The 22,510-nt window shown below is 73.5% G+C and carries 21 protein-coding genes and 1 pseudogene; 12 read left to right on the top strand and 10 right to left on the bottom strand.

Annotation, left to right across the window (positions count from 1 at the left end; all coding sequences use genetic code 11):
- Window positions 1-31: 31 nt before the first annotated feature.
- Genes ABD223_RS03785 through ABD223_RS03775 form a run of 3 tightly spaced genes read left to right on the top strand, consistent with a single transcriptional unit; the run spans window position 32 to window position 3,269 of the window.
- Complete coding sequence (locus ABD223_RS03785) at window positions 32-1,246, top strand: glycoside hydrolase family 1 protein (protein WP_344034410.1); 1,215 nt, start codon at window positions 32-34, stop codon at window positions 1,244-1,246.
- Window positions 1,243-2,466, top strand: coding sequence for an MFS transporter (locus ABD223_RS03780; protein WP_380647320.1), 1,224 nt, complete (start codon window positions 1,243-1,245; stop codon window positions 2,464-2,466). The genes ABD223_RS03785 and ABD223_RS03780 overlap by 4 nt, the downstream gene beginning before the upstream one ends.
- Window positions 2,463-3,269, top strand: a complete 807-nt coding sequence (locus ABD223_RS03775; RefSeq protein WP_344034408.1) for an SDR family NAD(P)-dependent oxidoreductase — start codon at window positions 2,463-2,465, stop codon at window positions 3,267-3,269. Before ABD223_RS03780 ends, ABD223_RS03775 begins: the two co-directional genes overlap by 4 nt.
- A gap of 354 nt (window positions 3,270-3,623) precedes the next feature.
- Here the strand turns inward: ABD223_RS03775 and ABD223_RS03770 are convergent, their stop codons facing one another.
- Window positions 3,624-3,986 (bottom strand): hypothetical protein, encoded by a 363-nt coding sequence (locus tag ABD223_RS03770; RefSeq protein ID WP_310310641.1) that lies wholly within the window; start codon window positions 3,984-3,986, stop codon window positions 3,624-3,626.
- Between the two features lie 13 nt (window positions 3,987-3,999).
- The gene (locus ABD223_RS03765; RefSeq protein WP_344034407.1) at window positions 4,000-4,308 is read right to left on the bottom strand and encodes a hypothetical protein; all 309 of its coding nucleotides are present in this window, start codon (window positions 4,306-4,308) and stop codon (window positions 4,000-4,002) included.
- Window positions 4,309-4,581: 273 nt separating this feature from the next.
- Between ABD223_RS03765 and ABD223_RS03760 the strand changes: the two genes are divergently transcribed.
- The 3 genes from ABD223_RS03760 to ABD223_RS03750 all read left to right on the top strand — a co-directional run bounded on the left by ABD223_RS03760 (window position 4,582) and on the right by ABD223_RS03750 (window position 7,195).
- Window positions 4,582-5,907 carry an NsdA family TPR-like regulatory protein gene (locus ABD223_RS03760; RefSeq protein ID WP_344034406.1) on the top strand — a complete coding sequence of 442 codons (1,326 nt, stop codon included), beginning with the start codon at window positions 4,582-4,584 and terminating at the stop codon, window positions 5,905-5,907.
- Between the two features lie 16 nt (window positions 5,908-5,923).
- Window positions 5,924-6,814: an aminoglycoside phosphotransferase family protein gene (locus ABD223_RS03755; RefSeq protein WP_344034730.1), complete on the top strand. Its 891-nt coding sequence runs from the start codon at window positions 5,924-5,926 to the stop codon at window positions 6,812-6,814.
- 108 nt (window positions 6,815-6,922) lie between these two features.
- Window positions 6,923-7,195 carry a hypothetical protein gene (locus ABD223_RS03750; protein ID WP_344034404.1) on the top strand — a complete coding sequence of 91 codons (273 nt, stop codon included), beginning with the start codon at window positions 6,923-6,925 and terminating at the stop codon, window positions 7,193-7,195.
- 156 nt (window positions 7,196-7,351) lie between these two features.
- Here the strand turns inward: ABD223_RS03750 and ABD223_RS03745 are convergent, their stop codons facing one another.
- Window positions 7,352-8,155 carry an NAD(P)H-binding protein gene (locus tag ABD223_RS03745; RefSeq protein WP_344034403.1) on the bottom strand — a complete coding sequence of 268 codons (804 nt, stop codon included), beginning with the start codon at window positions 8,153-8,155 and terminating at the stop codon, window positions 7,352-7,354.
- Between the two features lie 181 nt (window positions 8,156-8,336).
- On the opposite strand from ABD223_RS03745, the gene ABD223_RS03740 reads away from it, so the two are divergent.
- The gene (locus ABD223_RS03740) at window positions 8,337-11,354 is read left to right on the top strand and encodes an NACHT domain-containing protein (protein ID WP_344034402.1); all 3,018 of its coding nucleotides are present in this window, start codon (window positions 8,337-8,339) and stop codon (window positions 11,352-11,354) included.
- Between the two features lie 6 nt (window positions 11,355-11,360).
- Here the strand turns inward: ABD223_RS03740 and ABD223_RS03735 are convergent, their stop codons facing one another.
- From ABD223_RS03735 to ABD223_RS03720, 4 genes are read right to left on the bottom strand one after another with little or no spacing between them, the layout of a single operon-like run.
- Entirely contained in the window at window positions 11,361-12,383 is a 1,023-nt protein-coding gene (locus ABD223_RS03735; RefSeq protein ID WP_344034401.1) for a copper resistance D family protein, read from the bottom strand.
- Complete coding sequence (locus ABD223_RS03730; protein WP_344034400.1) at window positions 12,380-12,916, bottom strand: copper resistance CopC family protein; 537 nt, start codon at window positions 12,914-12,916, stop codon at window positions 12,380-12,382. The genes ABD223_RS03735 and ABD223_RS03730 overlap by 4 nt, the downstream gene beginning before the upstream one ends.
- Window positions 12,913-13,653 carry a YcnI family copper-binding membrane protein gene (locus ABD223_RS03725; RefSeq protein WP_344034399.1) on the bottom strand — a complete coding sequence of 247 codons (741 nt, stop codon included), beginning with the start codon at window positions 13,651-13,653 and terminating at the stop codon, window positions 12,913-12,915. Before ABD223_RS03725 ends, ABD223_RS03730 begins: the two co-directional genes overlap by 4 nt.
- A gap of 28 nt (window positions 13,654-13,681) precedes the next feature.
- A complete protein-coding gene (locus ABD223_RS03720) occupies window positions 13,682-14,221 on the bottom strand; it encodes a hypothetical protein (protein WP_344034398.1) in 540 nt (179 codons plus the stop codon).
- Window positions 14,222-14,395: 174 nt separating this feature from the next.
- Here ABD223_RS03720 and ABD223_RS43475 point away from each other — a divergent pair.
- Together ABD223_RS43475 and ABD223_RS43470 are read left to right on the top strand one after the other, a co-directional pair.
- Window positions 14,396-14,867 (top strand): annotated as a pseudogene (locus ABD223_RS43475) (BCCT family transporter); the annotation flags it as partial.
- A gap of 10 nt (window positions 14,868-14,877) precedes the next feature.
- On the top strand, window positions 14,878-15,210 hold the full coding sequence (locus tag ABD223_RS43470) for a BCCT family transporter (RefSeq protein WP_417750552.1): 333 nt from the start codon (window positions 14,878-14,880) through the stop codon (window positions 15,208-15,210).
- On the opposite strand, the gene ABD223_RS03710 is transcribed toward ABD223_RS43470, so the two are convergent.
- Window positions 15,191-15,622 (bottom strand): DUF6474 family protein, encoded by a 432-nt coding sequence (locus ABD223_RS03710; protein WP_344034397.1) that lies wholly within the window; start codon window positions 15,620-15,622, stop codon window positions 15,191-15,193. The two genes, ABD223_RS43470 and ABD223_RS03710, sit on opposite strands and share 20 nt — an antisense overlap.
- Window positions 15,623-15,727: 105 nt before the next feature.
- Between ABD223_RS03710 and ABD223_RS03705 the strand changes: the two genes are divergently transcribed.
- Entirely contained in the window at window positions 15,728-17,362 is a 1,635-nt protein-coding gene (locus ABD223_RS03705) for a TM0106 family RecB-like putative nuclease (protein ID WP_344034396.1), read from the top strand.
- Window positions 17,363-17,517: 155 nt separating this feature from the next.
- Here ABD223_RS03705 and ABD223_RS03700 read toward each other — a convergent pair whose 3' ends face one another.
- Window positions 17,518-18,270 carry an SDR family NAD(P)-dependent oxidoreductase gene (locus ABD223_RS03700; RefSeq protein ID WP_344034395.1) on the bottom strand — a complete coding sequence of 251 codons (753 nt, stop codon included), beginning with the start codon at window positions 18,268-18,270 and terminating at the stop codon, window positions 17,518-17,520.
- A gap of 288 nt (window positions 18,271-18,558) precedes the next feature.
- On the opposite strand from ABD223_RS03700, the gene ABD223_RS03695 reads away from it, so the two are divergent.
- The gene (locus ABD223_RS03695; protein WP_344034393.1) at window positions 18,559-19,884 is read left to right on the top strand and encodes a UDP-glucose dehydrogenase family protein; all 1,326 of its coding nucleotides are present in this window, start codon (window positions 18,559-18,561) and stop codon (window positions 19,882-19,884) included.
- Between the two features lie 86 nt (window positions 19,885-19,970).
- The gene (locus tag ABD223_RS03690; protein WP_344034392.1) at window positions 19,971-21,755 is read left to right on the top strand and encodes a gamma-glutamyltransferase family protein; all 1,785 of its coding nucleotides are present in this window, start codon (window positions 19,971-19,973) and stop codon (window positions 21,753-21,755) included.
- Window positions 21,756-22,043: 288 nt separating this feature from the next.
- On the opposite strand, the gene ABD223_RS03685 is transcribed toward ABD223_RS03690, so the two are convergent.
- Window positions 22,044-22,367, bottom strand: coding sequence for a hypothetical protein (locus ABD223_RS03685; protein WP_344034391.1), 324 nt, complete (start codon window positions 22,365-22,367; stop codon window positions 22,044-22,046).
- Between the last annotated feature and the right edge of the window lie 143 nt (window positions 22,368-22,510).

Raw genomic sequence — 22,510 nt, 5'->3', positions numbered from 1 at the left:
TCCGAATCACTTTCATGTTTGGGAGGCGCGCGTGACCCTGCCCGACGAGTTCCTGTGGGGTGTGTCGACGTCGGCGTTCCAGGTCGAGGGCGCGTTCACCGCGGCGGGCAGGCGGCCGTCGGTGTGGGACTCGTTCCCCGCGTTCGGGGGCCAGGACGCCTCGGTGGCCTGCGACCACTACCACCGCTACCGCGAGGACGTCGCGCTCATGCGGTCGCTGGGCGTCGGCGCGTACCGGTTCTCGATCTCCTGGCCCCGAGTGCTGGCCGGTGACCTGGGGTTCTACGACCGGCTGGTGGACGAGCTGCTGGCGGCGGGCATCGCGCCCGTGGCCACGCTGTACCACTGGGACACGCCGGTCGAGGTCGAGGAGGCGGGCGGGTGGTTGGCGCGGGGCACGACCGGGCGGTTCGCCGACTTCGCGACCGCGGTCGGCGAGCGGCTGGCCGACCGGGTGGCGATGTGGATCCCGGTCAACGAACCGGCCATGGTCACCCTGCTGGGCTACGCCACCGGGCAGCACGCGCCGGGCAAGGCGCTGCTGTTCGACGCGCTGCCCGCCGCGCACCACCTCAACCTGGGGCACGGGCTGGCCGTGGCCGCCCTGCGCGCCACCGGCGCGCGCGCCGTGGGCACGGCCAACAACCACACGCCGGTCTGGGGCGACGGGCCCGCCGTCGAGGCCTACTCCGACCTGCACAACTGGCTGTTCGCCGACCCGCTGCTGGCCGGCCGCTACCCCGCGTGGCTCGCGGAGCTGATGCCCGTGCGGGACGGCGACCTGGGGGTGACGTCCGCGCCGCTCGACTTCTACGGGGTGAACTACTACAACCCCACGCGGGTGCGGGCGCCCTCCGAGGGCAACCCGCTGCCGTTCGAGCTGGTGGACGTCACCGGGTACCCGCGGACCGGGTTCGGGTGGCCGGTGGTGCCCTCGGGGCTCACCGAGATGATCACTTTGTTGCGGAATCGCTTTGTCGACTTGCCTCCTGTCTACGTGACCGAGAGCGGGTGCAGCTACGAGCACTCGATCGAGGACACCGAGCGGATCGCGTACCTGGAGGGGCACGTCGACGCCGCGCTGGAGGCCGGCGTGCGCGGCTACTTCACGTGGTCGCTGATGGACAACTTCGAGTGGGACTCCGGGTACTCGCAGCGGTTCGGCCTGGTCCACGTCGACCACGAGACCCAGGAACGCACCCCGCGAGCCTCCTTCGGGTGGTACCGCGATCGGATCCGGCGGTGAGCACCGAGGCGTTGGCCGAACCGGTCGCCCCCGTCCGCCGGCCCTGGATGGCGCTGCTGTTCCTGGCCAACCTCGGGTTGTGGCTCGCGATCTACGCGCCGATCCAGGTGCTGCTGCCGCGCCAGGCCGAACTGCTCGACGCCGGGGCCAAGGAGGCGGTGTTCGGGCTGGTCACCGGCGTGGGCGCGGTGGCGGCGCTGGTGGCGAACCCGCTGGTCGGCCTCGCGTCGGACCGCACCACGTCCCGGTTCGGCAGGCGGCACCCCTGGACGCTGGCCGGCGCGCTGGTCGGCGCGGCGGGCCTGGTCGTGCTGGCCTCGGCGTCGTCGGTCGCGGCGGTGGCGCTCGGGTGGTGCCTGGTGCAGGCGGGCCTGAACGGGATGCTCGCGTCGCTGACCTCCGCCGTGCCGGACCGGGTGCCGGTGCGGCAGCGGGCGAAGGTCGGCGGGCTGGTCGGCGTCTCGCAGATGCTCGGCACCGTGCTGGGCGCGGTCGTGGTGACCGCGCTGGTCACCGGCCTGGGCGCGGGCTACCTGGCGTGCGCCGCGGTCGTGGTGGTCGGCGCGCTCGCGTTCGTGCTGGTCACGCCGGACGTGCGGCTGCCTGCCGACCGGCGGCCACCGCTGCGGTGGCGCGAGCTGTGGGTCTCACCGCGCGCGCACCCGGACTTCGCGTGGGCGTGGTGCGCGCACTTCATGATCAACCTCGGGAACGCGTTCGGCACCCTCTACCTGCTGTACTTCCTCGACGACGTGGTGCGCCACCCGTCGCCCGAGGACGGCCTGCTGGTGCTGATGCTGCTCTACGGCGTCGCGCTGGCCGCGGGTGCGTGGTGGTTCGGCGCGCACTCGGACCGCACCGGCCGCCGCCGGCCCTACGTGCTGGTGTCGGCCGGCGCGATGGCGGTGGCGGCCCTGCTGCTGGCCGCCTGGCCGACGTGGGCGGCGGCGCTGGTCGCCGCGCCGCTGCTCGGCGTCGGGTTCGGCGGGTACTGGGCGGTCGCGCTGGCCCTGCTCACCCAGGTGCTGCCGGCCGCGACCGACCGGGCCAAGGACCTCGGCGTGCTCAACATCGCGAACGCGCTGCCGCAGGTCCTGGCCCCGCTGCTGGCCACCGCGATCCTGGGCGCGCTCGGCGGCTACCGCGGCTTGTTCGCGGCCTCGGCGGTCGCCACGCTGTGCGCGGCCGCCTTCGTGACCCGGGTCCGGTCGGTGTCGTGAGGGGGACGGGCGTGGGGTTGACCGGCAGGACCGTCCTGGTGACGGGCGCGTCGCAGGGCATCGGCCTCGCGACCGCCCGGACGCTCGCGAGGCGCGGTTCGGTTGCACTGCTCGTGGCCCGCGGCGCCGAAGCGCTCGACGAGCAGGTCGAGCGGATCACCGCGATCGGCGGCCGTGCCGTCGCGCTGCCCGCCGACCTCGCGGACGCCGACCAGATCGACGCGCTCGTCGCACGGGTCCTGCGCGAGCACGGCCCGCCCGACGTGCTGGTCAACAACGCGGGTGTCGGCCGGTGGCTGTTCCTCGACGACACCCCGCCCGCCGAACTGGCCGGCATGATCGCCCTCCCGTTCGGCGCGGCACTGCACCTGACCAGGGCTTTCCTGCCCGGGATGCGGGCGCGGGGCAGCGGTCGGGTCGTCATGGTGAACTCGCCGGTGTCCCGGCTGCCGATCCCCGGCGCCACCGGCTACGCCGCGTCCCGCTACGCCCTGCGCGGGCTCACCGCCGCGCTCCGGCTCGACCTGCGCGGCACGGGCGTCGGCGTGACCGAGGTGATCCCCGGCAAGGTCAGCAGCCGGTACTTCGCCAACAACCCCGGTGCGGAGGAGCGCATCCCGGTCGTCGCCCGGCTCATCCCGACCGTGTCACCCGAGCAGGTGGCGGCGCGGATCGCGCGGGCGGTCGAGCGGGGGCGCGACGAGGTGGTCTTCCCGTGGCAGCTGAGGGCGTTCGAGGTGGGCGGGCGGCTGTTCCCCGGCCTGACGTCGTACCTGGCCTGGCGCACCGGCACGCGCCGCTAGCTCTCCCGCATCGCGGGAGCCCGTGACCGCCCGTCGCTCGAAAACGGTCGCTCGTCGCAGCGAAACCGAAAATTCGCGAGGGGTGAACCGGGCAGGGGCGGCGCCCCGGGAGTGGAACCGGGCCCGATGCCCGCGCGGGAGGTGCGGACATCGGGGCCGACGTGGTGCCCGCGGACCAGTGCCGGTCGGGGAGGGAAGGTGTGCACGACACCGGCCCGCGGATGTCTGTTGAGTTGTTTCGGCTGGCCGGCGGTCCGTTCGTCGCGGTCGGGGGTTCGCACGTCCCGGACCGCCGGCCAGTAGGCGGGTGCTCGACCTGGTCGCGTCGGGGGAACGACAGGTCGGGACCGCCCGTCAGTGGGCTCGGGCGACCACCCCGCGGCGCGACCGGGTGACAGGAGGCGTCACCGGCGCCGAGCGGAGGTGCCGAGCCGGTCGCGGGGCCAAACCGCCCGCGACCAGGTGTTCGTACGCGGCGCGCCACACCGAGCAGGGGCTCTTCTGCTGCCGCCACCGCCCGGAGCACTCGGGGCAGTTGCCCTTCTCGTCCGGTTCGTGCGCGGCGAGCAGGGCCCGCCACCCCTCGGTCAGCCGGGGCAGCTCGGACCGGGCCACCGACAGGAGGGACGGGGCGTCGGCCTCGTTGGCCAGCTCGGTGAGCAGGTCCAGGCGCTCCCACACCGCGTTGCGAAGAACTTGTCCGAGGATCTCGTCCACCGAAACGTCACCGTCACCTTTCCGCCTGCTCGGCGGCCTCGCGCAGCGCGGCCCTGAGCTGTACGAGTTGATCGGCCGACAGCACCGCCGTCTCGCCGGGAGGACCGACCAGGACCACGCGGTCCCGGTCGACCATCACGGTGAGGCAGCGCTCCCGGTCGACCACGTCACTGCAACGAACCCGCCACCAGTGACGTTGCCCGGTCGTGCCACGCCACCCGGAGCCGAGGTCGGTCGGCCCCTGGACGGACGTCGGAGCGGTCGCGGTGGCGGCACGCGCGGATCGACCTGTGGTGGCCCTCTCCCGCTCGACCAGCTCCACGACGTTTCCTCTCCGTGCTCGCTCGCTTACCGGAACCCAGATTGCGATGATTCACGCCGGATCGGGACGTCACAGCGCTGGCCGGTGGCCGTTCCACGGTGAACGGTCAGCGGAGTTCGGCAGGGCCGATCAGCCTCGCCGATCGGTACTTCTCGCGGTTGGGGGAGTCCCCTACTCTGCCGTTGACGCCCAAAGGACTGTGAGGGGGCGCAATTGAACACCATCGGTTCGCCGAGTTCTCCTGTTACACCAGACGTCTGGGACCAGCAGGAGATGAGGGACGCGCTGGCCAGGCGCGAGATCAGCACGGTCTACCGGCTGCTCCGCCGGCACGGCGTGTCACAGCGCCAGATCGCGGCGCTGACGGGCCAGTCGCAGTCCGAGGTCTCGGAGATCCTCAAGGGACGTCAGGTCATGGCCTACGACGTCCTCGCGCGGATCGCCCAGGGCCTGGGCGTCCCCAGGGGGTACATGGGCCTCGCTTACGACGAGGCCACGGCAGTGCGGGTGGCCGCCACGGCGGACTCACCCCATTCTGAGGAGGACGAGTCGGTGAAGCGAAGGAAGTTCCTCGCGCACGCCGCCGCCATCACCGTGGGCGCGGCCGTGTTCGGTACGGACTCCGGGTCTTGGGCTTCATCGCCCGCGCAGACACCGGCCCCCGGCCGCATCGGCATGACCGACGTCCGGCAGGTGGAGGCCGCCACGCGGGCCCTGCGCACGCTCGACTACCAGTACGGCGGCGGCTCGTGCCGCGACGCCGTGGTCGCCCAGCTCTCGTGGGGCCAGCAGATGCTCGGCGCCAACGCCACGGAACTGGTCAAGGAGCGCCTCTACGTCGCCCTCGCCGACCTGCACAACCTCGCCGGCTGGACGTCCTTCGACACCGGTCTGTACGACTCGGCCCGCAACCACTTCGGCCAGGCGCTCGGGCTCGCCAAGCAGGGCAAGAAGGAAGAGCTGGTCGCCAACATCCTCTACCGGATGGGCCGCGTCTACCTGCACCAGGACGCGCCGGACGACGCGCTGAAGGTGTTCCAGCTCGGCCAGCTGGCCGCGCAGAACTCCGGCTCGGAGCTGGCGGTGGGCATCCTGTGCGCCAACGAGGCGTGGGCCTACGCGAAGATGGGCTCCGACGACCAGGCGATCAAGCTGCTCGGCCGGGCGCGCGACGAGTTCGCCCGCGCCAACATCGCCGAGGCGCCCGCCTGGGCCAAGTTCTTCGACGCCAACGACCTCTCCGCGATGATCGGCACGGTCCACACCGAGCTGGCGCAGATGGTCGACGCGAAGAAGTACACCCGCACCGCGATCCCCGCCCTGACCAAGGCAATCAGCGGCTACGGCGAGGACATGAGCCGCAGCCGGTCGTTCAACCTCACGTCGCTGTCGATCAACCACCTGCTCGACGGCGACATCGACCACGGCGCGCGCCTCGGCAGGCAGGCCATCGAGCTGTCCGAAGGGCTCAAGTCCGTGCGGACCAAGGACCGGATGAAGCCCCTCCTGCGCGAGGCCGAGAAGCGGCGGAACAACCCCAATGCCCGTGAGCTGGCCGAACGCGTCGTCCGGTTCACCGGCAGCGACAGCGCTGCCTGAACCGCGGCACGCGGTCCTGGACGGCAGGTTCACCCACGCCGCGCTGACGGACGTGCTGCGGCGGCTGTGCGACCGGCTCGGCCTGGCGCACCGGGACGCGCGGCTGGTCAAGTTCACCAGCAACGCGGTGTTCGAGCTGCCGCGCGACCGGGTCGTGGTGCGGATCGTCGGGTCGATGAACCTGCGCCACCGCGCGCACAAGGTGGTCGAGGTCGCGCGGTGGCTCGCGGCCCACGACGTGCCCGCGGTGCGGCTGGTCGAGGACGTCCGCCAGCCGCTGGCCGTCGGCAGGCACCTGGCCACCGTCTGGCACGCCGTGCCCGCGTCCGGCCGCCCCGTCGACGGCCGCGACCTGGGACGGGTGCTGCGCCAGGTGCACGCGCTGCCCGAACCCGGGTTCGACCTGCCGCGGTGGACGCCGCTGGACGACGTGCGCAGGCGCATCGCCGACGCCGAGGAGCTGGCCGACGACGACCGCCGGTTCCTGGAGGAGCGGGTCGCCGAGCTGGAGGACCGCCTGGTCGACCTGCGCACGGCGCTGCCCCAGGGCGTGCTGCACGGCGACGCGCACCTGGGCAACCTCATCCCCAGCCCGTCCGGGCCGGTGATCTGCGACTTCGACTCCACCAGCATCGGTCCGCGCGAGTGGGACCTGAGCACCCTGCCGGTCGGCGTGGCCCGCTTCGGGCACCCCGGCGAGTGGTACCGGCAGCTGGCCGACGAGTACGGCTTCGACGTCGTCCGGTGGGTCGGGTTCCCGGTGTTGCGCGAGGTCAGGGAGCTGAAGCTGACCACGAGCGTGCTGCCGATCATGCGCAGTCACCCGGACGTGGCCCCGGAGCTGAAGTCCCGGCTCAGGGCGTTGCGCCGGGGCGACACCACGACCCCCTGGACGCCATACCGCTGAAGGTCGGGGCGTGGGGGAACGAACCGGTAACGCTCGCGGCTCGTGTTGCGACCAAGGCAACGACGGGATTGCGGGACGGGGGGCGACGTGGTCGGAAACCTGACGGTGGTGAAGCGCCGGCGCGCGAGGCGGGCCCTCAAGGCCGCCCGCATGATCGACGAGGTCGTCGACACCCAGCTGCCGCTGCTCGCCTCGTTCGACGAGGAGCGCCGCCGCCGCTCGGCCGACTACCTGGCCGAGCTGGTCAAGCTCGCCCAGGACTACCGCTACTTCGCCAACGGCTGGATCGACGCCGCCGAACTGGACCGCCGCGGCCGCCACGCCGTGACCCAGCTCACCGAACTCCGCGCGAACCCTTCACGGCGACTGATCGCCGACTAGGTCTTTCGGCGCAGTTCGGCGCGCTGAACGGACCACTCGCCGACGCGGCGGCACTGAGCGCCCCGATCGGCTGACGGCACCACGCCTGCTGACACCGGCACCGCCCGGTTCGCCGGCACCGCCCGGCCTGCCGGCCTGGCCACCCCGCCTCACCCCTCATCCGCGCTGATCCCGCCACGCGCCCCCTTCCCACGCCTGCTCCACGTACCGCCGGAAGCTCTTCGGCGGCCGGCCGGTGACCCGCTCGACGGCGTCGGTCAGCTCCGAGTCGCCCAGCGCCTCCCACGCCGAGATCTGCGCGTCCGCGACCTCGGCCGGCACCACCGCCCGGTAGTCGTCCGCCGTGCCCCGGAACACCACCGCGCGCCCGCTGACCTCGGTGATCGTCCGCAGCGCCGCCGGGAACGCCAGCGCCTCCGGCCCGCTCAACTCGTAGGTGCGGCCCTCGTGCCCGTCCTCGGTCAGGGCGCGCACCGCCACCGCCGCGATGTCGTCGGCGTCCACGAACCCCTGCACCTGGTCGCCCACCGGCAGCACCAGCTCGCCCGCCACGACCGAGGACCGGAAGAAGCCCTCGTCGAAGTTCTGGTTGAACCAGTCCGGCCGCACGACGGTCCAGTCCGCGCCGGAGCCCGCGACCAGCGCCTCGGCCGCCAGCAGCCGCTCGTCCCGCATCTCCTCGATGCCCCGGCTGGACAGCAGCACGAGCCGCCGGACGCCACGGTCGACGGCCTCGTGCACGAAGTCCGGTTCAACGGGCAGCTCGTGCGGCGCCATCAGGTACACGCGCTCGACGCCCTCCAGCGCGGGCGCCCAGGTCGCGCGGTCGGTCCAGTCGAAGCGCACGTCGCCGTGCCGGGAGGCCCGGCGCACCGGGTGGCCCGCTTCGGTGAGCCGCGCGGCCACCCGGCGGCCTGTCGAGCCGGTGGCGCCCAGTACGAGGATCGGTCGTCCAGCCATGGGGCGACTGAACCACCGAGGTCCGACATTTTTGCGTTGTGCCTGGTCAGCTGGTGCGGTATCGGTGGGCGGTGATCAGCGAGAGCGCCGCGCTGCGGTTGGGTTCGACCATCGCCTCCCACGCCGCGAAGGCGTGGTTGCGGCGCCGGAAGACCACCTTTCCCACGCCGCGAAGGCGTGGTTGCGGCGCCGGAAGACCACCTTCGAGCGCACCGCCTCGCTGGCCGAGCTGGCCCAGGCCGAGCTGAAGGGGCCGTTGCGGCAGCGCAAGCTGGAGAACCTGGTCGAGCGCATCGGCAACCAGGTGGCCGAGCAGCTCGCGCCGGTGATCGCGCAGCGCTTCGCGGACCTGCCGGAGCACGAGGCCGAGGCCGCCGTCCAGGCCGTGGTCGACGTGCTGGAGGAGGTCGACCTGTCCGACCGGGCCCTCCTGGCGGCCGACGCCGACCCCGAGGCGCTGGCCAGGCAGGTCCGCCGCCAGTTCCCGGACCGTGCCGGCCTGCTGTCGGAACGGGCCGGGCGCCTCCACGAGCTGGCGCTGGACCAGGCGTGCCGGCACCTGGTCCAGGTGGTCCGCCACCTGCCGTCGTTCCAGCCGGCGGCGCTGGTCGAGGTGCTGGGTCGGCTGTCCGCGCAGTCCGACCAGCTCGACCGGCTGCTCGCCCGCACACCCACGGGCAGCCTCTACGCGCCCGCCGGCGCCAACCGGGACGAGGAGTTCCGGGCCGAGTACCTGCGCCACGTGGCCACCACCCTCGACCGCCTCGAACTGCTCGGCCTGCCGGGCGACGAGCAGCCGAAGCTGGCCCTGACCGTCGCCTACCTGAGCCTGAGCGTGTCCGACCAGACGAAGGAGAGGCGGCACGCGCGCCCGGTGCTCTGGCTGGACCGGCAGCCGAACCGCGAGGCCGAGGGCGTCCCGGTCGAGGCGGCCATCCGGGACCGGTCGCGGGTCCTGCTCCGGGGCGAGGCGGGCTCGGGCAAGACCACCCTGCTGCACTGGCTGGCGGTCCGGGCCGCGCGGGGGCAGCTCGGCGGGTCGCTCGCCGAGTGGAACGACCTCGTCCCGTTCGTGGTGCGCCTGCGCAGCTACGCCGAGGGCGACCTGCCCGGACCCGAGGGCTTCCCCGGCCACTGCGCCGCCCCGGTCGCCGACCTGGCCCCGAGGGGCTGGGTCCACCGCCTCCTGCGCGCGGGCGGGGCGATGCTGCTGGTCGACGGCGTGGACGAGGTGCCGGCCGCGCGCCGCCGGGTGGTGAAGGTGTGGCTGCGCGAGCTGCTGGAGACCTTCCCGGACGCGCGGGTCGTGGTCACGTCGCGGACCGCCGCGGCGGACAGCCGCTGGCTGGAGGACGAGGAGTTCTCGACCATCACCCTGGAGCCGATGAACCCGGCGAACACCACCGCCTTCGTCGAGCGCTGGCACGAGGCGGCCGGGGTGCCCGGCGGCCCCGCGGAACGCCGGATGCGCGGTCAGCTGGAACGTCCGCACCTGCGTGAACTCGCGGCCGGCCCGCTGCTGTGCGCGATGCTGTGCGCGCTGAACCTGTCCTACCGCTCGGAATTGCCGCGCGACCGCATGGATTTGTACGCCAAGGCGCTGACCATGCTGCTGCACCTGCGCGACGCCGAACGCGGGATCGCCGGTTTGCCGGGTGACACGGAGAAGCGCGTCCTGCTGCGCGACCTGGCCTGGCGGCTCACCCTGGCCAACAGGGTCGAGTTCCGGTCGGAGGAGGCGCTGGAGCACATTTCCCGGAAAATTCCCGGGATGCCGGACGTCGACCTGGAACCGGGGGTGCTGTTCAAGCACCTCCTCGAACGCAGCGGCGTGCTGCGGGAACCCGTGCCCGGCCGCGTCGACTTCGTGCACCGCACCTTCCTGGAATACCTCGCCGCCGACGAAGCCGTGCAGCAGCACCACACGTCCACCCTGATCGCCCACGCCTACCTGGACAACTGGTGGGAGACCACGGTGATGGCGAGCGGCCACGCCACGGCGAAACAGGCGAGCGAACTCCTGACCGGGATCCTGGACCGCGCCGAGGCGGAACCGACCAGGGCCCGCCGCCTGCGGCTCCTCGCCGCCGCGTGCCTGGAGACCGTGCGGGACATCGATCCCGCCGTGCGTGCCCGGATCGACGCGGTGATCGACGGCAAGCTCGTCCCACCGCGCAGCCTGCGCGAGACGCAATCGCTTGCGTCCATCGGCCACCGGGTGTTGAGGCACCTGCCCACCAGCCTCGACGGCCTGTCCGACGCCCAGGCGGCGGCGACCGTCCGGGCCGCCGCGCTGACCGGTGCGACCGAGGCGATCCCGTTGCCGGCCGGGTACGCCCGGGACACGCGCGACGGGGTGCAGGAGGAGGTGGAGCGCGGCGCGCAGTTCTTCGAACCCGAGCGCTACGCGGAGGAGGTGCTGGCGGATTCACCCCTGTGCGGCGGGGATTTCACCCTGACGTCGAGGCACCTGCTCCCCCACGTCTCCCGGTTCCGCCACCTCACCCGGCTCTCTGTCGAATTCAGCCAGCACGAGGAATTGGTCGACCTGCACTTCCTGTCAGGCCTCCCGGCGCTGCACAAGATCTCACTCTCGATGCGTTACGACAGCACGGTGGACCTCGGTCCGCTGGCTGAACACGACAACCTCGCCAGTGTGATCATCAGCAATGCCAGGCGCTTCATCCACCTGCGATCACTCGTCAGGCTCCCGATCGGGCAGTTGTCCCTGGGGCGGTTGAGGCGAGTGCACAGCCTTCGCCCGCTCTCGGCGGTCGAATCGCTCCGCAGCGTGTGCCTGCACCACGCCGACGAGAGGGTCCTGCGCACCTTGGCCGAAATGCCACAGGTGCACCGGCTCCAGATCCTGTGGAGTTACAAAGGCGGCGGAGAGGAGGCCGTCGTGGAGGCATTCCCCGGAATCAGCTGGATCAACGTCATCGGAATCGCGAAGGTGAACATCGCGTCGTTCCGGGAGCTCCCGCTGCGCAGCATGACGATCCAGGTCTCGGCGTTGCGGGACCTCTCGCCGCTCGCCGAGTTCGCCGAGCTGGCGGAACTCGACATCTCCAACCTGAACTTCAACGGCGACCTGACCCCGCTGGCGAACCTCCGGTTGGAGCGCCTGGTGCTCAGCTGTGACAAGGAGCACCGGGGGCTGGAAGCCCTGGACCCGGCCACGAAGATCGTCTACAGGTAACCCGACTCAGGCCACCGGCGCCCGCGACAGCACCACGGCCAGCCCGAACGCCACCCCCATCACCGCCAGCTCGAACGCCGCCCACCCGACCACCGCCGTCGGCTTGTGCCGGGCGATGTGGGGCAGCAGCCGCCACCGGATGTGCGCGCCCAGCGCCGCCAGCGCCGCCGCGCACACCACCTTGCCCACCAGCACCAACCCGTACGACGTGGTGAACAGGGAGCCCGGCAGGGTGATCACCGGGTTGAGCGCCAGCTCCAGGATCCCGTTGAACAGCCCGGTCACCGACACCAGCACCAGCGACACCGTCGCCAGCTTGGAGAACTTCGGCAGCGCCTCGGCCAGCAGCCCGCGCCGGTGCGCCACCAGGACCACCAGCGCGGCCAGGCCGCCGGTCCACGCGGCCGCGCCCAGGATGTGCAGCTCCATCGAGATCATGGAGTAGTCGTGGTACTTCCAGTTCGACGCGTGGCCGGTGACCGGCAGCGGCAGCAGGCCGAACATGGAGATCAGGATCCGCAGCTCGGCGGGCACCGACTCGCCCTTGCGGACCGCCAGCACGCCGATCCACAGGTAGACCAGCGCGCACACCGCGCTGAACAGCAGCCCCTGCCCGGCCCCGACCCGCCGCACGTAGTCCACGACCATCGGCATGGTCAGCTCGGTGTCCGGCCTGGTCTCGTACGCCCTGATGACGATCGACAGCAGCGCGGTGAACGCCCACGCGGCCGCCGCGACCACGGCGGCCGGTCGCGCCAGGCGCATCACCGGCTCGGTCACGGCGGGCCGGCTGAAGCCCAGCAGCTTCGGCAGCAGCGACAGCCCGACCACGACCGTCGCGGCCAGGTCCAGCAGCACCCGGACGACCGGGTGGCCGAACCGGACCACCGCCCCCGGCTCGGCGACGCCGACCACCTCGGGGGTGGTCGACAGGCCGAGACCCAGCAGCACGCCGACGACTCCGCCCGCGAGCAGCCCGCCGGCGACCCAGTACCGGTTCGCGGGGGTGGTGGTCCGGTTCACGGTCATCGCTGTTCGCCACCCCGCAGCGCGAAGAACACGCCGCCCGCGAGCAGCACCACGGCGCCCGCGATCCACACCCAGATGGGCACGCCGCCGCCGGAGCCGGACGCCTGGTCCTGCGCGGCGGTGGACGTGGCGGGCGCGGGGGTGCCGTCGCCGGCCTCGGTGAGGGTGAACTTGAGCGAGCCGCTGACCGGGTGCCCGTCGGCGGACAGGATCCGGTAGCTGACCGCGTACTCGGCGGCCGGGCCCAGCGGGCGCAGCGGGAACGTGACGACGTTGTCCCGGATCGTCGGCTCGCCGTCCGCTTCCCAGCGCGTGCCCTCCGGCCCGGTGACGCTGATCGTGTTGAACCCCTCCCCGCCGGTCACCGGCTGGTCGAAGGTCAGCGTGATCGCGGCCGGACCGGCCGCCACCGACGACCCGTCCTTCGGGTCGCTGCTGATCAGCACGTTGTGCGCGAGCGCGGGCGTGGCGGCGCCGAGCACCACCGCGCCCGCGACCAGGCCGGTCAGCAGCAGCGAGACGACGCGCCTCATGCCGTCGGCTTGCCCGCGCGGCGGGACCGCAGCACGGCGCCCGCGCCGAGCCCGAGGCCGAGCGCGCCGACCGCGAGGCCCGCGCCGCCCAGCCAGCGTGCGGTGCCGTCGGTCGCGCCGGCGGCGGTGGCGTGACCGCCTTCCTCCGCGGACGGGGCGGCGGCGCCGTGGTCGTCACCGCCGGACGCGACCAGGTTCAGCACCGGCGCGGGCCGCTCCGGCTCGTCGGCGCCCTCGGCGGGCGGCGGCGCGTTCCAGTCCACGACCTCGCCGCTGTCGTAGGTCTGCTTGGTCGGCAGGACGAGCTGCTCGGTGCTGTCCGGCAGCGGGCCGATGGACAGGTCGAACTCGTTGAACTGGCCGGGCTCGATGCGGTTGCCCGGCTCGGCGGTCCAGATCACCGTGCGGACGGCCTCGGTCACCTGGCGGCCGTGGTTCTCCACCGGGTTGGCCAGCTTCTCCTTGACCGCCTCGACCTTCCAGCCGGGGACCGGCTTGGTGCTGACCGAGGCCAGCGGGTGCTCGGCGGGCAGGGTCAGTTCGAGCTTCACGGTGCCCGCGTCGGGGCGCTCGTTGGGCACCCGCAGGGTCACCTTGCTGTAGCCGCCCTGCTTGGCGGGCGCGGGCGTGGACGCCGTGACGTGCGCGGACGCGACGCCCGCGGTGCCCAGCGCGAGGAATCCGGCGGTGGCGAGCACCGCGCTCGCCTTCGCGAGCGCGGAACGGTTCTTCGACATGGAGTTGTCGCTCCTGATGACCAGAGGTTCAAGGGACTCGGGTGATCAGGGGCCGCGGTGGTCCGCGGCGGCCGTGCACGCGCCTGAGCAGCACCGACACCAGCCGGTCCACCACCGGGGCCGGTGCCGGCGGACGCGGCGGCCCCACCGGGGCGAGCGCCGCGGGCGGCGTCGGCAGCAGCCGGGAGGCGGTCGTGGCGAGCGCGCGCAGCGCGGCGTCGGCGCGGACCAGCAGCAGGCCGGTCAGCAGCACGGCGACCGCGTGCGCGGTGGTCATCGCCACCGGGTCGAACCCGTGGCCGGACCCGCCGGCGTGGTGGCCGAGGTTGAACAGCGCGTGCTGGGCGGCCTGGGCGAGCCCCAGCGCGGCCAGGACCGACCACGGGCCGCGGCCGCGCTCGGCGAGCGACGTGCCCGCGAACGCGATCAGCAGCGTCACCGGCAGCGCGCCCGCGAACTCGGCGATCCGGCCGCCCGCGAGGCCGTGCGCGGTGACGCTCAGCGCGGCGGACGTGACGGACAGCAGCACGGCCCGCGCGAAGCGGGTCGGGGCCGGCCGTCTGGTCACGACCCAGAGCCTAAGAGGTGAGGGCGCGCCGGCGTGAACCCCTGCCGCCGTTCGGGGGTTTGAGCTGGGCCGAACGGTGGTGGGACGACCGTCGTGGCACTCCACGGCGAACCAGCCCGTCAAACCCCGCCGGGCGAGCCGAAGGCCGACCACCCCGGGCGCACCGACCGCGTCGTGTTCGGGGTGGCCGCCGCCGTCGCGCTCGCGTTCATCGGGTGGGGCGTCCTCGGCGCCGACTCCCCGGGCCGGGCGGCGAGGACGGTCCTGAACCGGGTCATCGGCAACCTGGGCTGGGCGTTCGTGCCGGCCGCGTCCGGGTTCGTGGTGTTCGCGCTGTGGCTCGCGGTGAGCCGCTACGGTCGCATCCCCGCTCGGCCGCGACGACGAGGAGCCGGAGTTCCGGACGGTCTCGTGGGTGGCCATGATGTTCAGCGCGGGCATGGGCATCGGCCTGATGTTCTACGGGGTCGACGAGCCGCTGACGCACTTCGCGTCACCGCCGCCGGGCACCGTCCCGGCCAACTCGGACGCGGCCGTCCAGACCGCGATGGCCACCACGCTGCTCCACTGGACCGTGCACCCGTGGGCGATCTACGCGGTGGTCGGCCTGGCCATCGCCTACGGCAGCTTCCGGCGCGGACGCCGCCTCGGTCGTGATGGGCACGCTCTCCCAGCGCGGCTCGATCCGCCCGGCCAAGGCGGTCGTGGTCTTCTGGGGCGTGCTGACCGGCGCGGTGGCCGCGGTGATGCTGCTGGTCGGCGGTTCGAGCGGGCTCACCGGCCTCCAGGACCTGACGATCATCGCCGCGCTGCCGTTCCTGGTGGTGATGATCGGCCTGTGCGCGTCCCTGGCCCGCGACCTGCGCAGCGACCCGCTGATCCGGCGCGAGGAGCGGGTCGCCGAGGTCATCGAGGAGGTCCTCCAGCCGCAGGACCCGGAGGAGAAGGCCCTGCGCCTGGTCGAGCGGCTCATACGCCGAGGCGTGTGAGCAGCTCGGCCTCCAACCCGTCCAGGTCGGCCGACACGGCGCGGTGCGCGGCCCGGCGCCGGGGCGCGGGCATCCGCTCCGAGGCGCGCACGGCCGCGAGCAGCTGCGCCAGCCGCCGCTCGGTGGCCTCCACGTAGCCCCGGTCGCCGTCCCGCACCTGCTCCAGCGCCTCGTCGAAGCCCACGATCCGGGCGTGCAGGGCGGCGCCGCGCCCGGAGTACCTGGTCAGCTGGTCGACCGGGACCCCGAGCCGCGACGCCCGGTAGCGGTCGTAGCGGTCGCTGACCAGCGCGGCGGCCCGAGCCGCCATCGGCGCGACCACGGGGATCAGCGCGGGCGCCAGCACCTTGGCCACGCCCACGAGGTTCCTCGCCCTGTTCGGGGTGAACCCCTTGTCCTTCGCGCGAGCCACGGCGGCACCTCCTCGCCGCAAACACTAGAGCCGTCCGCGAAAAAGATCGACTCGACTCAGAGAGGTTGCCGGACGACCGCGCGAGCGGCGGCTTACCCTGCAACAGTGACTTCCCAGGTGCTGCTCGACGCCGGCGTGGTCACTCGTTGCCGGCGGCGGGTGCACCTCGAACACGATCCAGAAACGCGTGACCTGCCCAAACCGCCGCCCGACCCCACCGGCCAGCAGCGCCGGGCCGACGCCGCCGAGCACCGCCGGGCGGTGGCCGCGGCGCTGGGCGGGTTCGTCGGCCCCGACCTCGTGGAGGTCCCGCAGGACGTCCCCGCGGCGGACCGCGAACGGGTGACCGACGCCGCCATGCGGGCCGGCGCCCCGTTCATCTGGGGCGCCACCCTGCCGCGCGACCCGCTGGGAGGGCGGCGCGGCGGCATCGACCTGCTGGTCAAGGAGGCCACCGGTTACGTGCCGGTCCTCGTCGTCCGGCACAAGGTCAGCGACCCCGGCCAGGGCGCCCGCACGTCGCCCCTGTCCCACCCGCTGCCCGGCGGCGCCCGCAACGACCCGCTGCGCAAGGTGCGCCCGCAGCCGCGCGACCAGCTCCGCCTCGCCCACGCCCAGCGCCAGCTCCAGGCGGCCGGGTTCGCCGCGCGCGGCCGCGCGACCGGCGGCGTGATCGGCATGGACGCCGACGTCGTCGTCTGGCACGACCTGGAGGCGCCCACCTGGCCCAACAGCCGCACCGCCCTGTCGGAGTACGACTCGCGCTTCTCCGACCGACTGGCCGTGGCCGCCGCGGCGGCCACCGGCACGGAACCCCTGGCCAGGCCGTCGCGCATCGTCGAGTGCCGCAGCTGCCCCTGGTGGCCGGTCTGCGAGGAGGACCTGCGTAAGGCGAGGGACGTCAGCCTCGTCGTGCGCGGCGAGGACGCCGCCGCCCTGCGCAAGGCCGGCGTCACCACCGTCGACCGGCTGGCCGAGCTGGACCCGGGCGCACCGGTCACCCCGCTGGTCGGCATGCTCCACCAGGACGCGGTGATCCTGGCCCGCGCCTGGCAGCGCGACCTGGCCGTGGTGCGCCGCGTGTCGAAGATGGACGTCCCCCGCGCCGACGTGGAGGTGGACGTCGACATGGAGAGCTTCGGCGACCTCGGCGCCTACATGTGGGGCTGCCTCCTGTCCGGCGCCGACGTGGGCGAGGAGCCCGGCTACCGGGCGTTCGCCACCTGGGAACCGCTGCCGTGCGACGACGAGGCCCGCTCGTTCGCCGAGTTCTGGGGCTGGCTCACCGACGTGCGCCGGCGCGCCCGCGCCAGGGGCCTGACCTTCCGCGCCTACTGCTACAACGAGCTGGCCGAGAACCGCTGGCTGCTCGGCTCGGCCGCCCGGTTCAAGGGCCGCCCCGGCATCCCGACCACCGGCCAGGTGAAGGAGTTCATCCACTCCGACGCCTGGGTCGACCTGTTCGGCATCGTGCAGGACCAGTTCCTGTGCGCCCACGGCAAGGGCCTGAAGACGATCGCCCCGGCGGCCGGCTTCACCTGGCGGGACCCCGAGGCGGGCGGCGAGAACTCGATGCGCTGGTACCGCGACGCGGTGGGCATGGACGGCAACCCGCCCGACCCGCTCCAGCGCGACCGCCTGCTGGTCTACAACGAGGACGACGTCCGGGCCACCCACGCCCTGCGGACGTGGATGACCTCGGACGCGATGGACGACCTGCCGTTCGCCGGAGATCTGTGACATGGCCGCTGCACTGTGACATGGCCGCTGCTCCGCAGGGGCGGCTCGGTCGCCTGGAGTCGACCGCTCGCGCCTGATTTTCCGGCGATCGAAGAGCGTGATCGCCGGAAAATCAGGCGCGAACGATCGACGCGACCTCGCGGGGGTGGGGGGGATTACCTCGGCGCCATGCGGAGGGCTCCGTCCATGCGGATGACCTCGCCGTTCAGGTAGTCGTGCCCGATGATCGACAGGACCAGCGAGGCGTACTCCTCCGGCAGCGCCAGCCGCTTCGGGAACGGCACGCCGGCCGCCAGGCCGGCCCGGAACTCCTCCGACACGGTCGCGAGCATCGGCGTGTCCACGATGCCCGGCGCGATCGTCATCACCCGCACGCCCACCGACGACAGGTCCCGCGCCGCCGGGAGCGTCATGCCGGCCACGGCCGCCTTGGACGCCGCGTACGCGACCTGCCCGACCTGCCCGTCGAACGCCGCGATCGACGCCGTGTTGACCACCACGCCGCGCTGCCCCTCGGCGAGCGGCTCGGTCCTCGCGATCGCCGCGGCCGCGAGCCGCAGCACGTTGAACGTGCCGACCAGGTTGACGTCGATCACCTTGCGGTAGAGGTCGAGCGGGTGCGCGCCCGCCTTGCCGACGGTCCGCGCCGAAGGGGCGATGCCCGCGCAGTTCACCACGACCCGCAGCGGCCGGTCCGACCCGGCGGCCGCGTCGACGGCGGCCTGGACGTCCTCCTCCGAGGTGACGTCCGCCGTCAGGTAGGTCACCCCGTCGACGACCGGCGCACCCTCGACCGACAGGTCGAGCGCGTACACGGCCGCACCGCTCGCGGCCAGCGCCCTCGCCGTCGCCGCGCCCAACCCGGACGCGCCACCCGTGACGATCGCCGCGGTACCCGAGATCTCCATGCACACCCTCCCTGTCCACCAGACGGGGAGGAGGTTAACGGTCGTTCAGCCCCCGGTCCTCCGAGAGGTGCAGCAACGCGACCAGGGGCACGGCCGCGAGCACCGCCAACCCCACGAACAGCAGCGAGATCATGACGAGTTCCATGGTGAAGACACTGCTCCGATCCCGGCGGGACCGCGTCCGCCGCGAGAGGTGTTTCCCAGTACACCCGGGGGACTACCCATCTCACTCTCCGCATACAACTCTCGTTTGACCCGCGGTCAACTGGAGCTGACACCGTCAACACCATGTTCGTCCGGCGGATCGCGGTCGTGGGAACGGGTTACGTGGGCCTGACGACGGGGGCGTGCCTCGCCTCCCTCGGTCATCGGGTCGAGTGCGCCGACGTGGACGCGCTGAAGGTCAACCGGCTGCGCGCCGGTCAGGTCGACATCCTCGAACCGGGACTGGCCGAGCTGGTCGCCGAGGGCCGGGCCGCGGGCCGGCTGTCGTTCGTCGTGGGCGCGCGGGACGCCGTGGCCGACGCCGAGGTCGTGTTCCTCTGCCTGCCGACGCCCATGGGCGCGGGCGGCGCGGCGGACCTGGGCGCGGTGGAGGCCGTGGCCGCGGAGATCCGCGACGTCCTCCCGCGCGGCGCGGTGGTGGTCTGCAAGTCCACCGTGCCGGTGGGCACCTCGACCCGCGTCGCCCGGCTGCTCGGCCGGGAGGACGTCGCGGTCGTGTCGAACCCCGAGTTCCTGCGCGAGGGCAGCGCGGTCCGCGACTTCCTGCACCCCGACCGCATCGTGGTCGGCTCCGACTCGCCGCGCGCGGCCGAGCGCGTGGCCGCCCTGTTCACCCGGCTCGGCGCGCCCACCGTGCTGATGGACGCGGCCAGCGCCGAGCTGGTCAAGTACGCGGCCAACTGCTTCCTGGCGATGAAGCTGTCCTACGTCAACGCGATCGCCGAGCTGTGCGAGCTGGTCGGCGCGGACGTCGCCGCGGTCACCGAGGGCATGGGCCGCGACCGGCGCATCGGCCGGTCCTTCCTCGCGCCCGGTCCCGGCTGGGGCGGCTCGTGCCTGCCCAAGGACACCCACGCCATGGTCCGGATCGCGGACTCGGTCGGCGTCGACTTCCAGCTGCTCAGGGCCACCATCGAGACCAACCACCGCCAGCAGCGGCGGGTCGTCGACAAGGTCCGCCGGGAGGTCGGCTCGCTGGTGGGCGCGCGGATCGGCGTGCTCGGCCTGGCGTTCAAGGCGGGCACGAACGACCTGCGCGACTCGCCCGCCCTGGCGGTCGCCGAGCTGCTCGCGCTGGAGGGCGCCGAGCTGGTCGCCCACGACCCCGAGGTCGACCGGCCCCTGCCGGGCATGACCGTCGTGGACGACCCGTACGCGGCGGTGCGCGACGCGGACGCGGTGGTGCTGCTCACCGAGTGGCCCGCGTTCCGGACCCTGGACTGGGTGCTGGTCGCGTCCCTGATGGCCGGGTCGACCGTGCTGGACACCCGCAACCACCTGGACCCGGACGCCCTGCGCCGGGCCGGCCTGGTGCTGCGCGGCCTGGGCCGGGAGCCCGGACCGGAGCACCCGACCGCGGGGTTGGCCGGCTCGGCCGCCGAAGCGTGAGTGATCATCGACTTCAGTAGATCTTCAGCACACAACCTCCTTAGCGGGGGTAACAGAACCGGTTCACCCGACGTACGTTGACGGCCATGTTCACCACCCGCCCGGAACTCGTGGGCACGCACGGCATGGTCGCCTCCACGCACTGGCTCGCCTCCGGCGCGGGCATGGCCGTCCTGGAGGACGGCGGCAACGCCTTCGACGCCGCGGTCGCCGCCGGCTTCGTGCTGCAAGTGGTCGAACCGCACCTCAACGGGCCCGGCGGCGAGGTGCCGGTGGTGTTCGCCGCGGCCGGCGAGACGTCGCCGCGCGTGCTGTGCGGGCAGGGCGTGTCGCCCGCCGGGGCGACCACCGCCCACTACCGGGGCCTCGGCCTGGACCTCGTGCCGGGCAGCGGCCTGCTCGCCGCCACCGTGCCCGGCGCGTGGGACGGCTGGCTGACGCTGCTGCGCGACTACGGCACCAAGCCGCTCCGCGACGTGCTCGGCTACGCCATCGGCTACGCGCGCGACGGGTTCCCGGTGCTGGAGCGCGTGTCGTTCACCATCTCGACGGTCGCCGACCTGTTCCGCGAGCACTGGGGGCCCTCCGCCCGGCTGTGGCTGCCCGGAGGCAAGCCGCCCGCGGCCGGCGCGCGGTTCCGCAACCCGGTCCTGGCCGACACGTGGGAGCGGCTGCTGGCCGCGGCCGAGGACGCCGGGTCGGACCGGGAGGCGCAGATCGAGGCCGCGCGGCGGGCCTGGTCGCAGGGCTTCGTCGCGGAGCGGGTGGACGAGTTCTGCCGCACGGCCTTCCGCGACGACTCGGGCGCCGACCACGCCGGCGTGCTGACCGGCGAGGACATGGCCACGTGGGAGGCCTCCTACGAGGACGCGGTGTCGGTGGACGTCGGCCCGTGGACCGTGGTGAAGCCCGGCGCGTGGACGCAGGGACCCGTGCTGCTCCAGCAGTTGCTGCTGCTGGAGGGCTTCGCGGACCGCCTGGCCTACGTCGACGGCGTGCCGACCGCGGAGACGGTGCACCTGGCGGTGGAGTGCGCGAAGCTGGCGTTCGCGGACCGGGAGGCCTGGTACGGCGACGGCGAGGTGCCGCTGGACGTGCTGCTGTCCCGCGAGTACGCCGGGCAGCGGCGCGGGCTCGTCACCGAGCAGGCCTCGCTCGACCTGCGCCCCGGCTCGCCCCTCGGCGCGGAACCGCTGCTGCCGGCGCACGTGCGGCGCGGCCCGGTGCCCCCGGACGGCGAGCCGGGCGGCGCGCTCGGCGAGCCGACCGTCTCCCGCACGGGCTCGGTCAAGGGCGACACCGTGCACGTCGACGTGGTCGACCGCTGGGGCAACCTCGTCTCGGCCACCCCGTCCGGCGGCTGGCTCCAGTCCTCGCCCGCCATCCCGTCGCTGGGCTTCTGCCTGGGCAGCCGGGCGCAGATGTTCTGGTTGGACGAGGGCCTGCCGAACTCGCTGGCGCCGAACAAGCGGCCCCGGATCACGCTGTCCCCGTCGCTCGCCCTGTGCGACGGGCTGCCCACGATGGCGTTCGGCACGCCCGGCGGCGACCAGCAGGACCAGTGGCAGCTCGGGTTCTGGCTCGCGCACACCGTCGGCGGGATGAACCTCCAGGCCGCGATCGACTCGCCGATGTGGCACACCAACGCGTTCCCCAGCTCGTTCTACCCGCGCTCGTGGACGCCGGGCGAGGTGGTGGTGGAGTCGCGGTTCACCGGGGCCGACGAGCTGCGCGAGCGCGGGCACGAGGTGGTGGACGCGGGGCCGTGGGCGCTGGGCCGGATGTCGGCGGTGGCCCGCGACGCCCGGGACGGCCTGCTGAGGGCCGCCGCCAACCCACGTGGTGGCCAGGGGTACGCGGTGGGGCGCTAGGCGCTGGTCGGGGCGGCGCGGCGCGGGTCGGGCGGCGCGGCGCGGGCGGCGCGGGTCGCAGGCCGATACCTCCCGCCCGGCGAGCCCTCGGCAGCCGACCCGGGCGCCCGCTCGAACGGAGGTCGGAACGGTCCCGGCCCGAGGGGGAGGGGACCGGGACCGTTCCGGCTCGTGACCGGCCCGGGGGCCGGAGCTGACCACGTGCGCGGGGCGCGTCGGGCCGGGCGGCGGCGCCCACCGGTGCCGCGGGCCGGCCGCGCGGGCCCGGCGCGTCGCGCGGTCAGCCGGTCAGTGGTCCACCTCGACCCGGAGGTCGACGGGCAGGTCGCGCCTGGCCTTCTCGGCCAGCGGCGGCACGACCTGGCGGACCTGGCGGGAGATGCCCTTGGGGCCGAGGTCGCGCGGCTTGAGCAGCCGCACGTGCTCGCCCAGCTCGTTGGTGTCGACGAGGAGCACGTCGTCCACCCTCGCCACCCTGCCCGGCTCGGCCTCGACGTCCGGTCGCGCCTCCACGCCGACGTCGGCCGCCTGCGCCGTGCCGCCCAGGCCGAGCGCGACGGCGGTGCTGCCGAGGGCGACAGTGACCCCCGCGATGGTCTTCCTGAGGTTCATGGGCGGGAAAGTTTCGCAATGCGGGGCACCGGTTCAAGCTCCGCAATCCCTCCGGGTGGATTTGTTCACCCGCCGCGGTGGAGTACGACGGTCGTTGTACTCGCCGGGGCCGCTCCCGGGCCGACGCCGGACGCCGCACCCGT

The sequence above is a fragment of the Saccharothrix xinjiangensis genome (assembly GCF_039527585.1).
GTDB lineage: Bacteria > Actinomycetota > Actinomycetes > Mycobacteriales > Pseudonocardiaceae > Actinosynnema > Actinosynnema xinjiangensis.
Note: the sequence above shows the minus strand (reverse complement) of the source record. Positions and strands in the feature narration are given on the sequence as shown.

Excerpts from the sequence above, each read along its gene's own strand:
- ABD223_RS03700 (WP_344034395.1), bottom strand. The coding sequence starts at position 18,270 with ATGGAGATCTCGGGTACCGCGGCGATCGTCACGGGTGGCGCGTCCGGG.
- ABD223_RS03725 (WP_344034399.1), bottom strand. The coding sequence starts at position 13,653 with ATGTCGAAGAACCGTTCCGCGCTCGCGAAGGCGAGCGCGGTGCTCGCC.
- ABD223_RS03745 (WP_344034403.1), bottom strand. The coding sequence starts at position 8,155 with ATGGCTGGACGACCGATCCTCGTACTGGGCGCCACCGGCTCGACAGGC.
- ABD223_RS03760 (WP_344034406.1), top strand. The coding sequence starts at position 4,582 with ATGAGGGACGCGCTGGCCAGGCGCGAGATCAGCACGGTCTACCGGCTG.
- ABD223_RS03695 (WP_344034393.1), top strand. The coding sequence starts at position 18,559 with ATGTTCGTCCGGCGGATCGCGGTCGTGGGAACGGGTTACGTGGGCCTG.
- ABD223_RS03735 (WP_344034401.1), bottom strand. The coding sequence starts at position 12,383 with ATGACCGTGAACCGGACCACCACCCCCGCGAACCGGTACTGGGTCGCC.
- ABD223_RS03690 (WP_344034392.1), top strand. The coding sequence starts at position 19,971 with ATGTTCACCACCCGCCCGGAACTCGTGGGCACGCACGGCATGGTCGCC.
- ABD223_RS03685 (WP_344034391.1), bottom strand. The coding sequence starts at position 22,367 with ATGAACCTCAGGAAGACCATCGCGGGGGTCACTGTCGCCCTCGGCAGC.
- ABD223_RS03730 (WP_344034400.1), bottom strand. The coding sequence starts at position 12,916 with ATGAGGCGCGTCGTCTCGCTGCTGCTGACCGGCCTGGTCGCGGGCGCG.
- ABD223_RS43470 (WP_417750552.1), top strand. The coding sequence starts at position 14,878 with ATGGGCACGCTCTCCCAGCGCGGCTCGATCCGCCCGGCCAAGGCGGTC.